This window comes from Pseudomonas sp. MPB03, from assembly GCF_046605385.1.
Taxonomy (GTDB): Bacteria; Pseudomonadota; Gammaproteobacteria; order Pseudomonadales; family Pseudomonadaceae; genus Aquipseudomonas; species Aquipseudomonas zanjanensis.
This window is the reverse complement of record NZ_CP176770.1, coordinates 1427901-1447150: the sequence shown is the minus strand read 5'-3', so window position 1 is coordinate 1447150 and position 19250 is coordinate 1427901. Positions and strand designations below refer to the sequence as shown.

The following is a 19250-nucleotide window of genomic DNA, read 5'->3' as shown; positions in this document are numbered from 1 at the left end:
CTCCCGCTGGTGTGCGAAGCACGCCCAAAACGGACCGACGCGGTATTAGCTGACACACCGCATCGCCTGGTTTTGGGGCGGCTGCGCCACCCAGCGGGAGCAAGCTCCCTCGCCACGGGATCGCCTGCCAATCGTTGAGATTTCATACCCGCCCCGCTTTCTGGAGCCCCGCACCATGACGCTTGCAGTCCAATTCACCCAGGTATCCCGGCAGTTCGGCGATGTAAAGGCCGTTGACCGGGTCTCCATCGACATCCAGGACGGCGAGTTCTTTTCCATGCTGGGCCCGTCCGGCTCGGGCAAGACCACCTGCCTGCGACTGATCGCCGGGTTCGAACAACCCACTGCCGGCTCGATCCGCATCCATGGCGAAGAAGCCACGGGGCTTGCGCCGTATCAGCGGGACGTCAACACGGTGTTCCAGGATTACGCCCTCTTCCCCCACATGAACGTGCGCGACAACGTCGCCTACGGCTTAAAGGTCAAAGGCGTCGCCAAGGCCGAGCGCATCCGGCGCGCCAACGAGGCCCTGGAGATGGTCGCCCTGGGCGGCTACGGCGAACGCAAGCCGGTGCAGCTCTCCGGCGGCCAGCGCCAACGGGTGGCCCTGGCCCGTGCGCTGGTCAATCGCCCACGGGTGTTGTTGCTCGATGAGCCCTTGGGCGCCCTGGACCTGAAGCTGCGTGAACAGATGCAGGGCGAGTTGAAGAAGCTGCAACGCCAGTTGGGCATCACCTTCATTTTCGTCACCCACGACCAGACCGAAGCGCTGTCGATGTCCGACCGCGTGGCAGTGTTCAACAAAGGCCGCATCGAACAAGTCGATACGCCGCGCAACCTGTACATGAAACCGGCGACCACCTTCGTCGCCGAATTCGTCGGCACCTCCAACGTGATTCGTGGCGAATTGGCGCGAGAACTGAGCGGTTATCCACAGCCGTTCTCGATCCGTCCGGAACACCTGCGTTTCGCCGAGGGCCCGTTGGCCAGCGGTGAGGTCGAAGTCCACGGCCTGCTGCACGACATCCAGTACCAGGGCAGCGCCACACGCTATGAGCTGAAACTTGCCAACGGCCAGACCCTGAACCTCAGCCAGGCCAACACCCAGTGGCAGGACAACGCCGCCCCGCACCAGGCCGGCCAACAGCTGAGCGTTCGCTGGGCCCGTGAGGCGATGGTCACGCTGCACGACGCCGTCAGTGGCGAGGTGTGAGATGAACACGCTGGCCATCACCCCAACGCCTGCGCCCGGTTCGCCGCTGCGGCGTTTTTCCAACCTGCTGTACCGACGGCCCAACCTGTACCTGTCGCTGTTGCTGGTGCCGCCGCTGCTGTGGTTCGGCGCGATCTACCTTGGCTCGCTGCTGACCTTGCTGTGGCAGGGTTTCTACACCTTCGATGACTTCACCATGGCGGTGACGCCGGACCTGACCCTGGCGAACTTCACGGCGCTGTTCCAGCCGTCGAATTTCGACATCATCTGGCGCACCCTGAGCATGGCCATTGCGGTGTCCATCGCCAGCGCCATCGTCGCGTTCCCGATCGCTTACTACATGGCGCGCTACACCCGCGGCAAGACCAAGGCGTTTTTCTACATCGCGGTGATGCTGCCCATGTGGGCCAGCTACATCGTCAAGGCCTATGCCTGGACGCTGCTGCTGGCCAAGGGCGGCGTGGCGCAGTGGTTCGTCCAGCACCTGGGCCTGGGGCCGGTGTTGCAGTTCGTGCTGGGGATCCCGGGCGTGGGCGGCAGCACCTTGTCCACCTCCCACCTGGGGCGTTTCCTGGTGTTCGTCTACATCTGGCTGCCGTTCATGATCCTGCCGATCCAGGCGTCCCTGGAGCGTCTGCCGCCGTCGCTGCTGCAAGCCTCGGCGGACTTGGGCGCCAGGCCGCGCCAGACGTTCATGCAAGTGATCCTGCCACTGTCGATCCCCGGCATTGCCGCCGGCTCGATCTTCACTTTCTCGCTGACCCTGGGGGACTTCATCGTGCCGCAACTGGTAGGCCCACCGGGCTACTTCGTCGGCAGCATGGTCTACGCCCAGCAAGGCGCCATCGGCAACATGCCCATGGCCGCGGCGTTCACCCTGGTACCCATCGTGCTGATCGCGATCTATCTATCCGTCGTCAAGCGACTGGGGGCTTTCGATGCACTCTGACTCTCAAGACCGAGCCTCGTGGGGCTTGCGCATCGCGGCGTGGGGCGGATTGGTGTTCCTGCACTTTCCGATCCTGATCATCTTCCTCTACGCCTTCAACACTGAGGATGCGGCGTTCAGCTTTCCGCCCAAGGGCCTGACCCTGAAGTGGTTCAGCGTCGCCTTCTCACGCCCGGACGTGCTGGAGGCGATCAAGCTGTCGTTGCAGATCGCGGCCATCGCCACGCTGATCGCCATGGTGCTGGGCACCCTGGCCTCGGCGGCGCTGTACCGCCGCGATTTCTTCGGCAAACAGGGCATTTCGCTGATGCTGATCCTGCCAATTGCCTTGCCGGGGATCATCACCGGCATAGCACTGCTGGCGACCTTCAAGACCCTGGGCATCGAACCGGGGATGTTCACCATCGTCGTCGGCCATGCAACCTTCTGCGTGGTGATCGTCTACAACAACGTCATCGCCCGCCTGCGCCGTACTTCCCACAGCCTGATCGAGGCCTCGATGGACCTGGGCGCCGACGGCTGGCAGACCTTTCGCTACATCATCTTGCCTAATCTGGGATCGGCCCTGCTGGCCGGTGGGATGCTGGCGTTTGCGCTGTCGTTCGACGAGATCATCGTCACCACCTTCACCGCCGGCCACGAACGCACCCTACCGCTGTGGCTGCTCAACCAGCTCAGTCGCCCACGCGACGTGCCGGTGACCAACGTGGTGGCGATGCTGGTGATGATGGTCACGATGCTGCCGATACTGGGCGCGTATTACCTGACCCGTGGGGGTGAGAGCGTGGCGGGGAGTGGCGGGAAATAATCAACGGTGATCGCTCACTGCAGGAACCGCAATCCTGTGGGAGCGAGCTTGCTCGCGATGGCGGTGTGTCTGAAACGGTGATGTTGAATGTGTCGGCCTCATCGCGAGCGAGCTCGCTCCCACAGGGGATTTTGGAAACCTTCAAGAGGACATGGACATGCAAACCAAACTGCTGATCAACGGCCATCTGGTGAACGGCGAAGGCCCTTGCCAGGCGGTGTTCAACCCGGCGCTGGGCCGGGTGCTGGTGGAGATCAATGAAGCCAGCGAAGCCCAGGTCGATGCCGCCGTGCGTGCCGCCGACAACGCCTTCGAAGCCTGGTCGCAAATGCCGCCCAAGGACCGCTCCTTGTTGCTGCTCAAGCTGGCCGATGCCATCGAAGCCCACGGCGAGGAACTGGCGAAGCTGGAGTCGGATAACTGCGGCAAACCCTTCAGCGCCGCGCTGAACGACGAGATCCCGGCGATTGCCGACGTGTTCCGTTTCTTTGCCGGCGCCAGTCGCTGCATGAGCGGTTCGGCGGGCGGCGAATACCTGCCCGGGCACACCTCGATGATCCGTCGCGACCCGGTGGGCGTCATCGCCTCCATCGCGCCGTGGAACTACCCGCTGATGATGGTCGCCTGGAAAATCGCCCCGGCCCTGGCCGCCGGCAATACCGTGGTGCTCAAGCCGTCGGAGCAGACCCCATTGACGGCGTTGCGCCTGGCAGAACTGGCGTCGGAGATTTTCCCCGCTGGCGTGCTTAACGTGATCTTCGGCCGCGGGCAAACCGTCGGCAACCCGCTGGTCACTCACCCGAAAGTGCGCATGGTGTCGCTCACTGGCTCCATCGCCACCGGCTCGAACATCATTTCCAGCACGTCCGACAGCGTCAAGCGCATGCACATGGAACTGGGCGGTAAAGCCCCGGTGATCATCTTCGACGACGCCGACATTGACGCGGCCGTGGAAGGCATCCGCACCTTCGGTTTCTACAACGCCGGCCAGGACTGCACCGCCGCCTGCCGCATCTATGCCCAGCAAGGTATCTACGACCGGTTCGTCGAGAAACTCGGCGCCGCGGTGGGCAGCATCAAATACGGCCTGCAGAACGCTTCCGACACAGAGATGGGTCCGCTGATCACCGCCCAGCACCGCGACCGTGTGGCCGGCTTCGTCGAGCGGGCCATCGCCCAGCCGCATATCCGCCTGATCACCGGGGGCAAGGCCGTGGACGGCAACGGGTTCTTCTTCGAACCGACGGTGCTGGCCGACGCCCAGCAGGATGACGAAATTGTCCGCCGGGAAGTCTTCGGGCCGGTGGTGTCCGTCACTCCGTTCCTCGACGAAGCGCAAGTGCTGGCCTGGGCCAACGATTCGGACTACGGCCTGGCCTCATCGGTATGGACCGCCGACATCGGCCGTGCCCATCGCCTGTCGGCACGCCTGCAATACGGCTGCACCTGGGTGAACACCCACTTCATGCTCGTCAGCGAAATGCCCCATGGCGGTCAGAAACGTTCCGGCTATGGCAAGGACATGTCCATGTATGGGCTGGAGGACTACACGGTGGTGCGGCATGTGATGTTCAAGCATTGAGCCAATGCTAATTGCGATTACACCACGACCAAGGGGACGATATTGGTCGTGGTGAAGCGCACCTCACAATGGCACCACCAACTGCACCGAAGGAAAATAACTTCGGTAACGCTTCGCATCACGTGTAAGCAAAGGAAGACGCTTGACAGCTGCATGGGCACCGATGAAAAAGTCGGCGAGCACGTTATTTTTGCCACCGCCCATCTTTCGATAACGCACAAAAGCCTTCCCTGCCAAAAACAACGCTGGGCGAGGTACCTCCTGCATTAGCAGCCCCATCTCTTCGACAACCTCATCCAACGCTTCGAAGGTAGAAAATGTCTGGGACAGTTCAGCATAAATAACTGGATTGATTACCAAATTGTGAATTTTGGATTGGGCACGCATCTGCTCGATGGACCAATCAGCCCAAACCGGATCATCTTCCAGCACATCGATCAAGACGTTGGTATCGACCAATATCATCAGTCTTCACCACGCAACAGGGCCATTAGATCGTCTGTGCGCCATTTGATATCCGCCCTGCCACGGACAGCTTCAAAGCGATCACCGATAGCTGCCTCGGTTGTTCCGGGCTTACCTGCATGCAGCACTACCTCGCCCTGTGCATTGATGCTGAACTCTACCGCACAGCCAGGAATCAAGTGCAGCGCGTCGCGAATGGGTTTGGGAATGGTGACTTGTCCTTTGCTGGTCATAGTCGTCGGCACTGTATTCTCCTCAAAGTATTACTTCGCATAGAAAAGTAATACTTCACGCTCAGACCTGCAACCGCCGCTGACGGTAGGCCGATGTGCTTGGCCTCGTTTGAAAATTCCCACTCGTTGGTAGGAAAATTGCGAGGCCGTTTAAAGGCTGCAGGGTCTCTGGTCAAAACCGCGAAACACTGCGCATCGCATCCACCAGGTAGCGCATGGCGATGCGGTCGTTTTCCGACAACTCCCGATAGCGCTCGACCAGTCTCAATTCTTCCAGGCTGAGCCGGCGTGTCCTGCGCCGGTGGGTCAGGCATGGAAAGATCCCCAGCATTTCGGTGATGCCCTGTATTTTTGTCATGAGTTGTCCTTCTTTACGTCGAGGTTGACCTGATAGCGCCGTCTGAAACCCGGGTTGGATCGTCTGTCACGCTAAAGAATAGGGAGGATTCAAAGCGTGAAAAGGGAGTTTTAGAGTAATTAGTCAAAAAAACAGGGAATCGGCATAAAAAAAGAAATAACTGTAAGAAAATTTAACCAGGCCACGCTTTCCTGTCTCTCCAAGCCTGTATTTCCCCTATGATTTTGCGCCTCGGTGAACCGATCCAGCTCTCAGGCATCTGTTCTAACGTTCGTCGCGTTTGGCCAAAGGCATGTCCGAACTCCTTTATCAGTCGCTGTGGCCAGGATCGGCTCGGGGCTGTTTCGAGAAAGGTTGTATTTATGCACCGCAGGAATCTGCTCAAGGCCTCCATGGCCTTCGCCGCCTACACCGGGCTATCGGCCTCCGGGCTCATGGCCGCACGCGCCTGGGCCGCCGAACAGACTGCCGACGGCGAAGCCCGTCCCTTCGATTTCAACGGTTTGAAGGAACAGGCCAAGCGGCTGGCCGAGAGCCGCTACGTCGACACCAAGCAAGTCCTGCCACCGACCCTGGCCCAGATGTCGCCACTGCAGTTCAACGCCATCCAGTACGACGCCAACCATTCGTTATGGAATGATCTGGACGGGCGGCAACTGGATGCACAGTTCTTCCACGTGGGCATGGGCTTCAAGCAGCCGGTGCGCATGTACAGTGTCGACCCGAAGACACGTATGGCCCGTGAGGTGCACTTCCGTCCGGAGCTGTTCAACTATGAGAAAACCACGGTCAACACCTCGCAACTGACAGGTGACCTGGGCTTCGCCGGCTTTCGCGTCTTCAAGGCGCCGGAGCTGGATCGGCACGACATCGTTTCGTTCCTGGGGGCCAGCTATTTCCGCGCGGTGGATGCCAGTGGCCAGTACGGGCTGTCCGCCCGCGGCTTGGCCATCGACACCTACGCCAAGAAGCGCGAGGAATTCCCGGACTTCACCAAGTTCTGGTTCGAAACCCCGGACAAGAACAGCACCCGCTTCGTGGTCTACGCCCTGCTCGACTCCCCCAGTGCCACCGGTGCCTATCGATTCGACATCGATTGCCAGCCGACCCGGGTGGTGATGGAGATCGACGCCCACGTCAACGCCCGTACCGCCATCGAGCAACTGGGTATCGCCCCCATGACCAGCATGTTCAGCTGCGGCACCGTCGAGCGGCGCATGTGCGACACCATTCACCCGCAAATCCACGACTCCGACCGTCTGGCCATGTGGCGCGGCAACGGCGAGTGGGTCTGCCGTCCGTTGAACAACCCCGCCACCCTGCAATTCAATGCGTTCGCCGACAAGGACCCAAAAGGCTTCGGCCTGGTGCAGACCGATCACGACTTTGCCAGCTACCAGGACACCGTGGACTGGTACAGCAAGCGTCCAAGCCTGTGGGTCGAACCGACGACGGCCTGGGGCGAAGGCTCGGTAGACCTGCTGGAGATTCCGACTACCGGCGAAACCCTGGACAACATCGTCGCGTTCTGGACGCCGAAAAAACCGGTGGCCGCCGGTGACTCGCTGAACTATGGCTACAAGCTCTACTGGAGCGCCCTGCCGCCGGTCAGCACCGACCTGGCCCATGTCGACGCCACCCGTTCAGGCATGGGCGGCTTCATCGAAGGTTGGGCACCGGGCGAGCATTACCCGACCGTCTGGGCACGCCGTTTCGCCGTGGACTTCAGCGGCGGTGGCCTCGACCAACTGCCGCCGGGCACCGGCATCGAACCGGTGGTGACCTGCTCCCACGGCGAAGTGAAGGACTTCAACGTGTTGGTGCTGGATGCGATCAAGGGCTATCGCATCACCTTCGATTGGTACCCGACCGACGACCGTGTGGACCCGGTGCAGATGCGCCTGTTCATTCGCACCAAGGACCGGACCTTGAGCGAGACCTGGTTGTACCAGTACTTCCCGCCGGCGCCGGATAAGCGTAAGTACCCCTGATAGGAATCGGTTGTCTGGGCTGGCCCTATCGCGAGCAAGGTCGCTCCCACAGTGGATTGGTGTTGTTCACATAACCTGTAATCCACACCCAACCCTGTGGGAGCGAGCTTGCTCGCGATGAGGCCGGTACCGCCATCAAATAATCCAGCTAGACAAACAAAAGCCCCGGCCAATCGACCGGGGCTTCCTGTTTTTCGACCACTCAGTCCCGCAAATCCGACTCATGAATCGGCTGGTCCCGATGGGTGGCCCGCTGGTATTGCGCCGGCCACGTGGCCTTGCGGCCGCCCAGATCATCATCGGCATGCAGGGCCCAGTAAGGATCGCGCAACAATTCCCGGGCCAGGAAAATGATGTCGGCCTGGCAAGTGCGCAGGATGTGCTCGGCCTGGGCCGGTTCGGTGATCATACCGACGGTGCCGGTGGCGATTTCCGACTCCTTGCGCACCCGCTCGGCAAAGCGTGTCTGGTAACCCGGGCCGGTGGGAATTTCCGCATTGGCGGCCGTGCCGCCCGATGACACATCGATCAGGTCCACCCCCAGCGCCTTGAAGCGCCGCGCCAGCTCCACGGTCTCATCCGGGTTCCAACCGTCCTCGACCCAATCGGTGGCGGAGACGCGGACGAAGACCGGCAGTTCTTCAGGCCATACCGCCCGGATCGCTTCGGTGACTTGCAGCACCAGCCGGATACGGTTTTCGAACGAGCCGCCGTATTGATCGCGCCGCTGATTGCTCAACGGCGACAGGAATTGATGCAGCAGGTAGCCATGGGCCGCGTGGACCTCGACCACCTTGAAACCGGCCGTGAGGGCGCGCTTGGCCGCCTCCACGAAGGCCTGGATCAGATCGGCGATCTGCCCTTCGTCCAACTGCACCGGCTGGGTGTGTTGCGGATCGAAGGCAATCGGCGACGGGCCGACCGGCACCCAACCGCCATCCGCCGGTTTGACGCTGCCATGCTTGCCCAGCCAGGGTCGCCAGGTGCTGGCCTTGCGTCCGGCATGGGCCAGTTGGATGCCCGGCACGGCGCCTTGGGCGGTGATGAACCGGGTGATGCGTTGCAGGGGTTCGATCTGTTCATCGTTCCACAGCCCCAGGTCCTGGGCGGTGATGCGACCGTCGGCGGTCACGGCGGTGGCTTCGGTGAACACCAGGCCGGCACCGCCCACGGCGCGGCTGCCCAAGTGCACCAGGTGCCAATCGTTGGCCAGGCCATCGGTGCTCGAATACTGGCACATCGGCGATACCGCGATGCGATTGGGCAGGGTCAATTGGCGAAGGGTATAGGGTTCCAGCAGCAGACTCATGGGGCACCTCTCGAATCAGTGGGCAGGCTCCAGGGTTCTGTTTGAACAGTCGACGAGTGACAAAAGGTACAACACCCGCCCCCGCGGGCAAAAAATTCGACAAGACGTCACAAGGGCTATCAAGCAGTGCTTAGAGCCTAGTCGACAACCCGCGAGGACGGAGGGTTCAGAACTTAAAAACCGACGGTGTGACGCAACGCCGTTCGCTCAAGGCTGCTTGCATCTCGTGGCGAGGGAGCTTGCTCCCGCTGGGCTGCGAAGCGGCCCCCCTGAATTTCAGCCATCACATTGCAAGGGGACGCTGTCGCGTCCAGCGGGAGCAAGCTCCCTCGCCACAAAGGCCGATCGGCGTATCGCCTACCGCGGCTCGATATGGGCAATCATCAACTGCACCGTTTCCTGGCCGCGGAACTCGTTGAGGTCGAGCTTGTAGGCCAGCTCCACCCAGCGCACGGTAGGGTTGGGCCAGATCTCGCGGTCGATGCCGAAGGCAATGCCGTCGAGCTTCACCGAGCCGCACTCGCTCTTGAGGATGACCTTCAGGTGCCGTTCGCCCACCACGCGTTGCTCGACCAACTGGAACACGCCATGGAACATCGGCTCCGGGAAATGCTGGCCCCAGGGACCGGCATGGCGCAGCGCCCGGGCCAGTTCCAGATGGAATTCCTCCACCGCCAGGGCGCCATCCGACAACAGCCGGCCGGTCAGGTCTTCTTCGCGCAGTTGCCGGCGCACTTCCGCGTCGAACGCTTCGGCGAACAATGGAAAATTCGCTTCCGGCAGCGTCAGCCCCGCCGCCATGGCGTGACCGCCATACTTGCTGATCAGGGTCGGATGCTGCGCCGCCACCACGCTCAGCGCATCGCGAATGTGAAAGCCCGGCACCGAGCGACCTGAGCCCTTGAGCAAGCCGTCCCCGGCGTCGGCAAAGGCGATGGTCGGCCGGAAATAACGTTCTTTCATCCGCGAAGCGAGGATGCCGATCACCCCTTGGTGCCACTGCGGATCGAACAGGCACAAGCCGAATGGCATCGACTCCACCGGCAGGTCCTTGAGCTGGGCCAGGGCTTCACGCTGCATGCCTTGCTCGATGGATTTGCGGTCCTGGTTCATGCCGTCCAGTTGCGCCGCCATTTCCCGCGCCAGGGCCGGGTCGTCGGTGAGCAGGCATTCGATGCCCAGGCTCATGTCGTCCAGGCGCCCGGCCGCATTCAGACGCGGCCCGAGGATAAATCCGAGGTCAGTGGAAGTAATCCGCGCTGCGTCGCGCTTGGCCACTTCCAGGATCGCCTTGATGCCGGGCCGGGCGCGTCCGGCGCGAATCCGTTCCAGGCCCTGGTGCACGAGGATCCGGTTATTCGCGTCCAGCGGTACCACGTCGGCCACGCTGCCCAGGGCCACCAGGTCGAGCAATTCGCCAATGTTCGGCTGAGGGGTGCTGGTGTACCAGCCCAGGCTGCGCAGACGCGCCCGCAGCGCCATCAGCACATAAAAAATCACCCCGACACCGGCCAGGGCCTTGCTCGGGAACTCGCAGCCCGGCTGGTTCGGATTGACGATGGCATCGGCCGCCGGCAATTCGAGGCCCGGCAAGTGGTGATCGGTGACCAGCACCCGAAGCCCCGCCGCTTTCGCAGCCGCCACGCCTTCCACACTGGAAATGCCGTTATCCACGGTGATCAGCAATTGCGGTTCGCGGGCCAGAGCGACCTCGACGATTTCCGGGGTCAGCCCATAGCCATATTCGAAGCGATTGGGCACAAGGTAATCGACATGGGCCGCACCCAGCAGGCGCAAGCCCAGCATGCCCACGGTGCTGGCGGTCGCGCCATCGGCATCGAAATCCCCGACGATCAGGATGCGCTGGCGTTGCTCCAGCGCCGTCACCAGCAGGTCCACCGCGGCGTCGATCCCCTTGAGCTGCTGGAACGGAATCAAGCGCGCCAGGCTCTTGTCCAGTTCGGCCTCGGAGTGCACGCCGCGTGCTGCGTACAGGCGGGTCAACAGGGGCGGCAGGTCACCGAGGAACGGTAGGGTGTCGGGCAGTTGGCGGGGTTCTATGCGCATGGGGGGACAAAGTTTTCTCTGGAAATCATGAAGATTGTGGCAAGGAGAGCCTGGGTGGGAGCTTGCTCACGAATACGGCGGCGCATTCAACATCAATGCAAACTGATCTGCCGTCATCGCGAGCAAGCTCGCTCCCACAATGAGCTCGCTCAATGCCGGGTCAATGGCTCAACCACGTTCGCCCAGCAACCATTGCAGCTGGACTTCATGCTGGCCACGGTCGTCGGTCACGAAAATCGTGCCTTCGCTGATCATCACATCCCACTTGATCACCCGGGGCATGTCCTTGGCCAGGGTTTCGAGCACTTCCTGGGGCACGGCGGCAATGTTGACGTTCTTCAGGTTCTTCACCGCCGGGATCACCTTGCCTTCCCACACCCGCAGGCTGCCGTAGGCCAGCAGGCTGGTGCGCTCGGTCCGGCGCGAGCACCAGGTCAGGCGATCGGCATCCGGCTGACCGACTTCGATCCAGTGCAGCACCCGGTCATCCAGGCTTTTTTCCCACAGCGCAGGCTCATCGACGTCTGACAGACCACGACCAAATGCCAGCAGCTCGTTGTACCAGAACGCGTAGGCCAGCAGGCGCACGGTCATGCGCTCTTCGGTTTCCGAAGGGTGGCGGGCGATGGTCTGCTTCACATTCTCGTACACATTGCGGTCGAGGTCGGTGAGGTTCAGTTCAAACTTGTAGGTCGTGGACGGCTGGGCCATGAACGGGCTTCTTGATACGAGGAAAGGCGGCAAGTCTAACCGATGACGCGGGCAATCCACGAATTGCCGACCATCAACCTGCGGCGACCGGCCCTGGCCTATGATAAAACGCTCTATCCGTTCTGCTTTGTCCTACAGGATCCGTCATGTCGCTTACTGCCAAACCCCTTGCCGGCGTCAAAGTCATCGAACTCGGCACTTTGATCGCCGGGCCCTTCGCCTCGCGAATCTGCGGCGAATTCGGTGCCGACGTCATCAAGGTCGAATCCCCCGATGGCGGTGATCCGCTGCGCAAATGGCGCAAGCTGTACGAAGGCACATCCTTGTGGTGGTTCGTCCAGGCACGCAACAAGAAGTCCCTGACCTTGAACCTCAAGCACCCCGAAGGCCTGGCGATCCTGAAGAAACTGATCGGAGAAGCCGACATCCTGATCGAGAATTTTCGCCCCGGCGTGTTGGAAAAGCTCGGCCTGGGCTGGGATGTGCTGCATGCACTAAACCCGAAGCTGGTGATGGTACGGCTTTCGGGCTTCGGCCAGACCGGGCCGATGAAAGACCAGCCGGGGTTTGGCGCGGTGGGCGAATCCATGGGCGGCCTGCGCTACATCACCGGCTTCGAAGATCGCCCGCCGGTGCGTACCGGGATCTCCATCGGCGACTCCATCGCCGCCCTGTGGGGCGTGATTGGCGCATTGATGGCCCTGCGTCACCGCGAGATCAACGGCGGAACCGGGCAAGTGGTGGACGTGGCTTTGTACGAGGCGATTTTCGCCATGATGGAAAGCATGGTGCCGGAGTTCGACGTGTTCGGCTTCATCCGCGAGCGAACCGGCAACATCATGCCCGGCATCACCCCCTCGTCCATCCACACCAGCGCCGACGGCAAGCACGTGCAGATTGGCGCCAACGGCGATGCGATCTTCAAGCGCTTCATGCAGATCATCGGCCGTGACGACCTGGCCAACGACCCGCAACTGGCCAGCAATGATGGCCGTGACAGCCGGCGCGATGAGCTCTACGGCGTCATCGATCGCTGGGTCAACGGGCTGCCGCTCGACAGCGTTATCGACCAACTGAACCAGGCCGGGGTACCGGCCAGCCGGATCTTCAGCGCCGAAGACATGTTCAGCGACCCGCAATTCCTGGCCCGTGAAATGTTCCTGCAAGCCAAGCTGCCAGACGGCAAGGCGTTCAAGATGCCAGGGATCGTACCGAAACTCTCCGACACCCCGGGCACCTCCGAGTGGGTCGGGCCGGCATTGGGTGAACACAATGCCCAGGTGCTCGGCGAACTGGGCTACGACGCGCAGCAGATCGCCAAGCTGCGGAGTGATGGCGCCATTTGACGCACCGCAGGAGGGCAACCACTCAATCAAACTGTGGGAGCGAGCTTGCTCGCGATGGCGTCCGTTCAGTCGACTTTATGTTGGCTGGCACACCGCAATCGCGAGCAAGCTCGCTCCCACAATTGGATGGGAGTACGACTGGGAGAGCCAGATCGGCTATAAGGCCGCCTCGCGAGCAAGCTTTGCTCCCACAACGGCGCCAATGCCTGACAAACCACGCTAAAAACACAAAAGCCAGGCAAAAAGAAACCCCGAGAAGTGGGGAGACGACTCGGGGTTAAACGTAACCAATCATGGTTAGTACAACAAGCGACAAGCACCGGAGCACAATGCTTGCTCTTGCTGGTAAAAGGTCTGACTCATCAGGACGTAGGAAGGTTCCCACAAAAACCCGGTCAATTCGCCGCGACCATGACCTTGTCGCGCGCCAGATTGCGCAATGCCGCAATCACACAGGGCTCCAGGCGACCCTCGGCAATCAGCACATCGCGATGCAGGCCATCGACCACGTCGGTCAACTGACGCTTGTCGGTCAATTGGGCCTGATTGAACACTCGCTCGACCATGATGCTCCCGCTGGCATTCCTCAGCGTGACCCGGCATTCGCCCTTGGCACCGGAGGGAGTCAGCGAGACCTGATACGGGCTCAAGGCTTCATTCAGCAATAGGCTGATACTTTCCATTCGCTCACCCTTCAATAGTCCGAAACAACTGCATGTACACAGTCAATGACCGTGGGCCGCAGCAGAAAGTTCGTCAGCGCACCGAACCGATACGCCTCAACCTGTTCAACCGAGCATGCGCGTCCAATATGACAGTCAAACAACAGCCTTCTCCGGGAGCCGTCAGGGGCTGACGGCCGGCACAGCCAAGCCCCTGTCGCAACGGCGCCACCGGCGCCCGACATCGGTCCAGCCCCCCAGAATCCCGCGCAAGTGCCCATCGGCCCCATAGAACGGCACCGACCAATGATAGATTTCCCGCAATACGCCGCTGAACATCAATTGCCGGTCGACGAACCGAGACTGGCCGGTGCGCAATTGCTCCATCACTTCCCCATGCAGCAGCTCGGCGGTGGCCGGCGGGAATGATGCCGAGTCGGTGAGCCGCGTGCCCCGCAGTTTTTCGAAGCGGGTCGCGAACTGCTCTTCATAGCTTTTGTTGCACATGATCAGGCGCCCTTCCAGGTCACGGATGAAAATCGGGTCGGGAATGGCATCCATCAAGGCCCGCTGGAGCATCAACTGATCCTTGAGGACCGCTTCGGCCTTGAGGCGCTGGTCGATCTGTATCTGCAAGCGGCGGTTCCACAGCAGGGACAAGAGACCAAAGACCACGACCACGGTCACACACCAGTAACCCCAACTGGATATCCGCGCCCAGATCGTAGGCGCCTGGGCTGGGGTCGTGCCGGCCATCCATTTCGAACGCAGTGCACGCATGTCCTCGGCAGGGAAAGCTTCCAAGGCCTTATTCAAGATACCCAACAGCACCGTCAAGTCCTTGCGCACCGCCAGGTAGTCCGGTTCCCACCTGCCCTCCAGGCCGCTGCCGACCTGCAACTGCCCGGCCGGATAGAGATGCATCCCGGTTTCATTTTCGATGGTGGCATAGGCTTCCCGGCTCTCTACCAGCGCACGTGCCTCGGCATAGGTCTTGGTCGTGTGCAATTTGATCGCCGGGTAATCGCGCCGGATTTCCGCTTCCAATGCATGCCGTGCCGGCAATGCCAGGACCTTCCCTTCGAGTTGCTCCAACGAATGGAGAGACGATTCCCCGTCACGGCCGACGAATACCCAGCCGAAACCGCCGAATGCGTGGCTGAAACTGAGGAAATCCCGGCGCTCTTCATTCATCGCCAGAAGGGTGGTCATGTCGGCTTCGCCGTTTCCCAGCATCGTCAGCAACTCACCGGGAGAGAACGACTCCCGATGGACAAACTCAAGGCCGGTCATGTGCGTAATGCGCTGGAGAATATCGTGGTTCAACCCATTCCACTGTCCCTGCTCATTCTTGAACAAGTACAACGGAAACTGCATCGTGGCCACGATGACCCGGGGGTTCTCCTTGACCCACTTCAACTCTTGCGCGTCCAGCACCAGCCGTTCGCCAGAGTTGAGCGGTGGCGCTTCGAAAGCCGCCAACGCCGCCGAGTTGCCTCCCTGCGTCCAGTACATCAGGGCCAGGACCATTACCCAGCCCAGGGCTGGCTTGCCTTTGATAAAAAACGACATCTGCATTTCCTTCGAGATGACTCGCCCATCCCTCCAAGGGCGAAAACCCGGCCAGTTTGGCATGCAGAAACAAGAAAGCCCGTCAGGAGACGGGCTTCAAAATGTGACAGATTCAAGCGGTCAGAGTGGCTTGCCGCGATTGCCATGCAGGCTGACAAAGGCCTGCACGGCTTTCAAGTCGTTGGGCAACACGGTGCATCGCTCATCTCGCTCAAACAAATCAGAAAGATGCGCAGGTAGTTCGAGCGCTTTTCCTACACCAGCTTTCTCCACCGCTTCCGGGAACTTGACCGGGTGAGCCGTGCCCAGGATCACCATCGGGATGTCCAGGCTGCGACGGCACTCACGAGCGGCCCTGACACCGATGGCCGTGTGCGGATCGAGCAACTCACCGCTCTGCTCGAACACCTCGGCGATGGTTTCGCAGGTCTGCTCATCGTCCACGGCCAGGGAGTCGAACAACTTGCGGGCTTCGGTCCAGCGCTCAGGCTCGACGCTGAAACCGCCGCCCTGCCGGAAGCTGTCCATCAGGCCGGCGATCGCCGCGCCGTTGCGACCGTGCAGGTCGAACAGCAGGCGTTCGAAGTTCGACGACACCATGATGTCCATCGAAGGCGACAGCGTGGCGTGCAGGGTTTCCTTGACGTACTGGTTGCCGCTCATGAAGCGGTGCAGGATGTCGTTGCGGTTGGTGGCGACGATCAACTGGTTGATCGGCAGCCCCATGTTGCGCGCCAGGTACCCGGCGAAGATATCGCCAAAGTTGCCGGTCGGCACCGAGAACGATACGGAACGGGCCGGACCGCCCAGCTGCAGGGCCGCATGGAAGTAATAGACGATCTGGGCCATGATCCGCGCCCAGTTGATCGAGTTCACCGCCACCAGCCGCGTTCCCTTGAGGAAGCTCTGGTCGGCGAAGCTGGCCTTGACCATTTCCTGGCAGTCATCGAAGTTGCCTTCGATGGCGATGTTGTGGATGTTATCGCCAAAAATGGTCGTCATCTGCCGACGCTGTACTTCCGAGACCCGGTTGTGCGGGTGCAGGATGAAAATGTCGACATTCTCGCAATGCTTGCAGCCTTCGATGGCCGCCGAACCGGTGTCGCCAGAGGTGGCACCGACGATCACCACGCGCTCGCCACGCTTTTGCAGCACGTAGTCCAGCAGGCGACCGAGCAGTTGCAGGGCGAAGTCCTTGAACGCCAGGGTCGGGCCGTGGAACAGCTCCATGACCCATTCGTTACCGTTGAGCTGACGCAGCGGTGCGATGGCGTTGTGGGAAAAGACGCCATAGGTCTCTTCCAGGATTTTCTTGAAATCGGCGTCCGGGATGCTGCCGGTGACAAACGGGCGCATGACCCGGAACGCCAGCTCGTGATACGGCAGGCCGGCCCAGGAAGCGATTTCTTCCTGGGTGAAACGCGGCAGGTTTTCCGGCACATAGAGACCGCCGTCCGTGGCCAGGCCAGCCAGGAGGACATCTTCGAAATTCAGGGCCGGTGCCTGGCCGCGGGTGCTGATATAGCGCATAGGGGCAAACCTTCGGTTTGAGCTGCGAGCTGTGAGCTACAAGCTGCAAGTAAAAGCGGATCTGCTTTTACTTGGAGCTTGCAGCTTGCAGCTTGTAGCTGCTTAGTTCAAATGTTCAACGCGGATACGGACCACCGGCCCAACGACACCCTGGAGCGCTTCCAGCGCCGCGATCGCGTCGTTGATGTTCTGCTCGACCACACGGTGGGTCAGCAGGATCATCGGCACCAGGCCGTCGTGTTCCTCGACTTCCTTCTGCATGATCGACTCGATGTTGATGCCGCGTTCCGAGAGGATACTCGCCACTTGGGCCAGCACGCCCGGATGGTCCTTGGCCTGGATGCGCAGGTAGTAGGAGCTTTCGCACGCCTCGATCGGAAGAATCGGGTGAGCCGACAACGAGTCTGGCTGGAAGGCCAGGTGCGGCACGCGATTTTCCGGGTCGGAGGTCATGGCGCGAACCACGTCCACCAGGTCGGCAATGACCGAAGAAGCCGTCGGTTCCATGCCCGCGCCAGCGCCGTAGAACAACGTCGAGCCAGAGGCATCGCCGTTGACCATCACCGCGTTCATCACGCCGTTGACGTTGGCGATCAGGCGGTCGGCCGGGATCAGCGTCGGGTGCACGCGCAGTTCGATGCCGCTGGCGGTGCTGCGCGCCACGCCCAGGTGTTTGATGCGATAGCCCAGGGCTTCGGCGTAGTTCACGTCCGCGGTGGTCAGCTTGGTGATGCCCTCGGTGTAGGCCTTGTCGAACTGCAACGGAATACCGAATGCAATGGACGCCAGGATCGTCAGCTTGTGCGCGGCGTCGATGCCTTCCACGTCAAACGTCGGATCAGCCTCTGCGTAGCCCAGGGCCTGGGCTTCGGCGAGCACGTCTTCGAAGGTGCGACCCTTCTCGCGCATCTCGGTGAGGATGAAGTTGCCGGTGCCGTTGATGATCCCCGCGACCCAGTTGATACGGTTGGCCGACAGGCCTTCGCGGATCGCCTTGATCACCGGGATGCCACCGGCCACGGCGGCTTCGAACGCCACGATCACACCCCTCTCGCGGGCCTTGGCGAAAATCTCATTACCGTGAACAGCGATAAGCGCCTTGTTCGCGGTGACCACATGCTTGCCATTCTCGATGGCCTTGAGTACCAACTCGCGGGCAACGGTGTAGCCGCCCACCAGCTCTATGACGATGTCGATCTCAGGGTTCGTGGCCACTTCGAACACATCGTTGGTAATCGCAATACCGGTCGTCTGGAACTGAGGCTTTGGCGTGCGCATGGCAATTTGTGCCACTTCGATCCCACGCCCGGCACGACGAGAAATTTCCTCGGCGTTGCGCTGAAGTACGTTGAAGGTGCCGCCACCGACGGTACCTAACCCACAGATGCCTACTTTGACCGGATTCACTCTTGACTCCCCATGAAACGGCCGACGCAAGGTCGGCCGTGAAATACAGCCGCGCAGCAACGCGACTCTGTGTTTAACGGCCCGACGAACGTTTTCGCCGAGCCGTGATCTTCGAAAGCGGATCGCCCATGATCATTTCGCGCCGAGGGCCAGTTTGGCCACTTGTGGCGCTGGCTGGTAGCCCGGAATTACCTGACCATCGGCCAAAACAATCGCCGGCGTACCGTTCACACCTATTGACTGTCCGAGGGCAAACTGCTTGGAAACCGGATTCTCGCACTGGGAGGCCTTGATTTCCTTGCCGTCGACCATCTTGTCCATGGCCGCTTTCTTGTCCTTGGAGCACCAGACCGCCTGCAACTGCTCATCACCCGGCGAGCCCAGGCCCTGGCGCGGGAATGCCACATAACGCACTTCGATGCCGCGCTTGTTCAGTTCCGGCACTTCTGCGTGCAGCTTGTGGCAATACGGGCAGGTGGTGTCGGTAAACACGGTGATGTGGGACTTGGTTTCGCCGATGGCCGGATAAACCACGGTTTCAGCGACCGGAATGCCGTTGATCAACTTGGAAATGCCTTGGCGCTCGGTCAGCTCGGTGAGGTTGACCGGCTTGCCGTCCTTGAGCTCGAACAGGTTGCCCTGGACGATGTATTGGCCGTCGGCGCTGGCATAAAGCACGCGGCTGCCCTTGAGCTTGACCTCATACAGGCCGGCCATGGGACTGGCCGAAATGGTGTCGATCGGCACGTCGAGCTGAAGGTTTTCCAGGCTTTTGCGGATAGCCTTGTCGGCCGCGTCGTCGGCGATGGCAAAGGTACTGGCCAACGCAATGGCGGCGGCGGTGAACATCTGGATCAAACGCATGGGGACTCCTGAGGCGAACAAATGAGACGGGAAACGCCGACCCGCAGATTCGGGTTCCAACCGCCCACTGTGCAAACCGACAAAGCCTACCACAGAAGGCTGGCGTGACCGAATGCCGGTGACGCACGACAACACACAACGAACAGTTATCAAAATCCTGTGGCGAGGGAGCTTGCTCCCGCT

The 19250-nt window shown here is 61.1% G+C and carries 17 protein-coding genes; 6 read left to right on the top strand and 11 right to left on the bottom strand.

The genetic code is table 11. The features are described from left to right. Positions 1 to 175: 175 nt before the first annotated feature. From ACLH0I_RS06245 to ACLH0I_RS06230, 4 genes are all read left to right on the top strand, one after another. Positions 176 to 1213, top strand: coding sequence for an ABC transporter ATP-binding protein (locus ACLH0I_RS06245; RefSeq protein WP_411386579.1), 1038 nt, complete (start codon positions 176 to 178; stop codon positions 1211 to 1213). A 1-nt stretch (position 1214) separates the two neighbouring features. Continuing rightward, positions 1215 to 2162 carry an ABC transporter permease gene (locus ACLH0I_RS06240; RefSeq protein WP_250963627.1) on the top strand — a complete coding sequence of 316 codons (948 nt, stop codon included), beginning with the start codon at positions 1215 to 1217 and terminating at the stop codon, positions 2160 to 2162. After that, positions 2152 to 2970, top strand: coding sequence for an ABC transporter permease (locus tag ACLH0I_RS06235; RefSeq protein ID WP_053118722.1), 819 nt, complete (start codon positions 2152 to 2154; stop codon positions 2968 to 2970). Before ACLH0I_RS06240 ends, ACLH0I_RS06235 begins: the two co-directional genes overlap by 11 nt. Positions 2971 to 3127: 157 nt before the next feature. Then, positions 3128 to 4552, top strand: coding sequence for a gamma-aminobutyraldehyde dehydrogenase (locus ACLH0I_RS06230; RefSeq protein ID WP_411386578.1), 1425 nt, complete (start codon positions 3128 to 3130; stop codon positions 4550 to 4552). A gap of 63 nt (positions 4553 to 4615) precedes the next feature. On the opposite strand, the gene ACLH0I_RS06225 is transcribed toward ACLH0I_RS06230, so the two are convergent. The 3 genes from ACLH0I_RS06225 to ACLH0I_RS06215 all read right to left on the bottom strand — a co-directional run bounded on the left by ACLH0I_RS06225 (position 4616) and on the right by ACLH0I_RS06215 (position 5608). Further along, the gene (locus ACLH0I_RS06225) at positions 4616 to 5017 is read right to left on the bottom strand and encodes a type II toxin-antitoxin system VapC family toxin (RefSeq protein WP_411386577.1); all 402 of its coding nucleotides are present in this window, start codon (positions 5015 to 5017) and stop codon (positions 4616 to 4618) included. Continuing rightward, positions 5017 to 5262: an AbrB/MazE/SpoVT family DNA-binding domain-containing protein gene (locus ACLH0I_RS06220; protein ID WP_411386576.1), complete on the bottom strand. Its 246-nt coding sequence runs from the start codon at positions 5260 to 5262 to the stop codon at positions 5017 to 5019. The genes ACLH0I_RS06225 and ACLH0I_RS06220 overlap by 1 nt, the downstream gene beginning before the upstream one ends. 160 nt (positions 5263 to 5422) lie before the next feature. Beyond that, the gene (locus ACLH0I_RS06215) at positions 5423 to 5608 is read right to left on the bottom strand and encodes a hypothetical protein (RefSeq protein ID WP_411386575.1); all 186 of its coding nucleotides are present in this window, start codon (positions 5606 to 5608) and stop codon (positions 5423 to 5425) included. A 362-nt stretch (positions 5609 to 5970) separates the two neighbouring features. Between ACLH0I_RS06215 and ACLH0I_RS06210 the strand changes: the two genes are divergently transcribed. Then, on the top strand, positions 5971 to 7599 hold the full coding sequence (locus ACLH0I_RS06210) for a glucan biosynthesis protein D (protein WP_411386574.1): 1629 nt from the start codon (positions 5971 to 5973) through the stop codon (positions 7597 to 7599). Positions 7600 to 7801: 202 nt separating this feature from the next. Here ACLH0I_RS06210 and ACLH0I_RS06205 read toward each other — a convergent pair whose 3' ends face one another. The 3 genes from ACLH0I_RS06205 to ACLH0I_RS06195 all read right to left on the bottom strand — a co-directional run bounded on the left by ACLH0I_RS06205 (position 7802) and on the right by ACLH0I_RS06195 (position 11686). Further along, positions 7802 to 8908: an NADH:flavin oxidoreductase/NADH oxidase gene (locus ACLH0I_RS06205; protein ID WP_411386573.1), complete on the bottom strand. Its 1107-nt coding sequence runs from the start codon at positions 8906 to 8908 to the stop codon at positions 7802 to 7804. 357 nt (positions 8909 to 9265) lie between these two features. Next, positions 9266 to 10975, bottom strand: coding sequence for a single-stranded-DNA-specific exonuclease RecJ (gene recJ, locus ACLH0I_RS06200; protein ID WP_411386572.1), 1710 nt, complete (start codon positions 10973 to 10975; stop codon positions 9266 to 9268). A gap of 168 nt (positions 10976 to 11143) precedes the next feature. Then, positions 11144 to 11686, bottom strand: coding sequence for a YaeQ family protein (locus ACLH0I_RS06195; RefSeq protein WP_122568769.1), 543 nt, complete (start codon positions 11684 to 11686; stop codon positions 11144 to 11146). A gap of 146 nt (positions 11687 to 11832) precedes the next feature. Here ACLH0I_RS06195 and ACLH0I_RS06190 point away from each other — a divergent pair, with 146 nt between their 5' ends. After that, the gene (locus tag ACLH0I_RS06190; protein WP_411386571.1) at positions 11833 to 13032 is read left to right on the top strand and encodes a CaiB/BaiF CoA transferase family protein; all 1200 of its coding nucleotides are present in this window, start codon (positions 11833 to 11835) and stop codon (positions 13030 to 13032) included. Between the two features lie 395 nt (positions 13033 to 13427). On the opposite strand, the gene ACLH0I_RS06185 is transcribed toward ACLH0I_RS06190, so the two are convergent. The 5 genes from ACLH0I_RS06185 to ACLH0I_RS06165 form a co-directional block, all read right to left on the bottom strand. Then, positions 13428 to 13715, bottom strand: a complete 288-nt coding sequence (locus ACLH0I_RS06185) for a DUF3509 domain-containing protein (RefSeq protein ID WP_250963637.1) — start codon at positions 13713 to 13715, stop codon at positions 13428 to 13430. A 162-nt stretch (positions 13716 to 13877) separates the two neighbouring features. Further along, positions 13878 to 15266 carry a transporter substrate-binding domain-containing protein gene (locus ACLH0I_RS06180; protein WP_411386570.1) on the bottom strand — a complete coding sequence of 463 codons (1389 nt, stop codon included), beginning with the start codon at positions 15264 to 15266 and terminating at the stop codon, positions 13878 to 13880. A 120-nt stretch (positions 15267 to 15386) separates the two neighbouring features. Further along, entirely contained in the window at positions 15387 to 16796 is a 1410-nt protein-coding gene (gene thrC / locus ACLH0I_RS06175) for a threonine synthase (protein ID WP_411386569.1), read from the bottom strand. Positions 16797 to 16898: 102 nt separating this feature from the next. Next, positions 16899 to 18203 (bottom strand): homoserine dehydrogenase, encoded by a 1305-nt coding sequence (locus tag ACLH0I_RS06170; RefSeq protein ID WP_411386568.1) that lies wholly within the window; start codon positions 18201 to 18203, stop codon positions 16899 to 16901. A gap of 132 nt (positions 18204 to 18335) precedes the next feature. Then, positions 18336 to 19067, bottom strand: coding sequence for a DsbC family protein (locus ACLH0I_RS06165; RefSeq protein ID WP_411386567.1), 732 nt, complete (start codon positions 19065 to 19067; stop codon positions 18336 to 18338). Positions 19068 to 19250 lie beyond the last annotated feature (183 nt).

What these genes read in the sequence shown, in the direction of transcription:
- ACLH0I_RS06245 (WP_411386579.1), top strand. Translation starts at nt 176, where the DNA reads ATGACGCTTGCAGTCCAATTCACCCAGGTATCCCGGCAGTTCGGCGAT.
- ACLH0I_RS06240 (WP_250963627.1), top strand. Translation starts at nt 1,215, where the DNA reads ATGAACACGCTGGCCATCACCCCAACGCCTGCGCCCGGTTCGCCGCTG.
- ACLH0I_RS06235 (WP_053118722.1), top strand. Translation starts at nt 2,152, where the DNA reads ATGCACTCTGACTCTCAAGACCGAGCCTCGTGGGGCTTGCGCATCGCG.
- ACLH0I_RS06230 (WP_411386578.1), top strand. Translation starts at nt 3,128, where the DNA reads ATGCAAACCAAACTGCTGATCAACGGCCATCTGGTGAACGGCGAAGGC.
- ACLH0I_RS06225 (WP_411386577.1), bottom strand. Translation starts at nt 5,017, where the DNA reads ATGATATTGGTCGATACCAACGTCTTGATCGATGTGCTGGAAGATGAT.
- ACLH0I_RS06215 (WP_411386575.1), bottom strand. Translation starts at nt 5,608, where the DNA reads ATGACAAAAATACAGGGCATCACCGAAATGCTGGGGATCTTTCCATGC.
- ACLH0I_RS06210 (WP_411386574.1), top strand. Translation starts at nt 5,971, where the DNA reads ATGCACCGCAGGAATCTGCTCAAGGCCTCCATGGCCTTCGCCGCCTAC.
- ACLH0I_RS06205 (WP_411386573.1), bottom strand. Translation starts at nt 8,908, where the DNA reads ATGAGTCTGCTGCTGGAACCCTATACCCTTCGCCAATTGACCCTGCCC.
- recJ (WP_411386572.1), bottom strand. Translation starts at nt 10,975, where the DNA reads ATGCGCATAGAACCCCGCCAACTGCCCGACACCCTACCGTTCCTCGGT.
- ACLH0I_RS06195 (WP_122568769.1), bottom strand. Translation starts at nt 11,686, where the DNA reads ATGGCCCAGCCGTCCACGACCTACAAGTTTGAACTGAACCTCACCGAC.
- ACLH0I_RS06190 (WP_411386571.1), top strand. Translation starts at nt 11,833, where the DNA reads ATGTCGCTTACTGCCAAACCCCTTGCCGGCGTCAAAGTCATCGAACTC.
- ACLH0I_RS06185 (WP_250963637.1), bottom strand. Translation starts at nt 13,715, where the DNA reads ATGGAAAGTATCAGCCTATTGCTGAATGAAGCCTTGAGCCCGTATCAG.
- ACLH0I_RS06180 (WP_411386570.1), bottom strand. Translation starts at nt 15,266, where the DNA reads ATGTCGTTTTTTATCAAAGGCAAGCCAGCCCTGGGCTGGGTAATGGTC.
- thrC (WP_411386569.1), bottom strand. Translation starts at nt 16,796, where the DNA reads ATGCGCTATATCAGCACCCGCGGCCAGGCACCGGCCCTGAATTTCGAA.
- ACLH0I_RS06165 (WP_411386567.1), bottom strand. Translation starts at nt 19,067, where the DNA reads ATGCGTTTGATCCAGATGTTCACCGCCGCCGCCATTGCGTTGGCCAGT.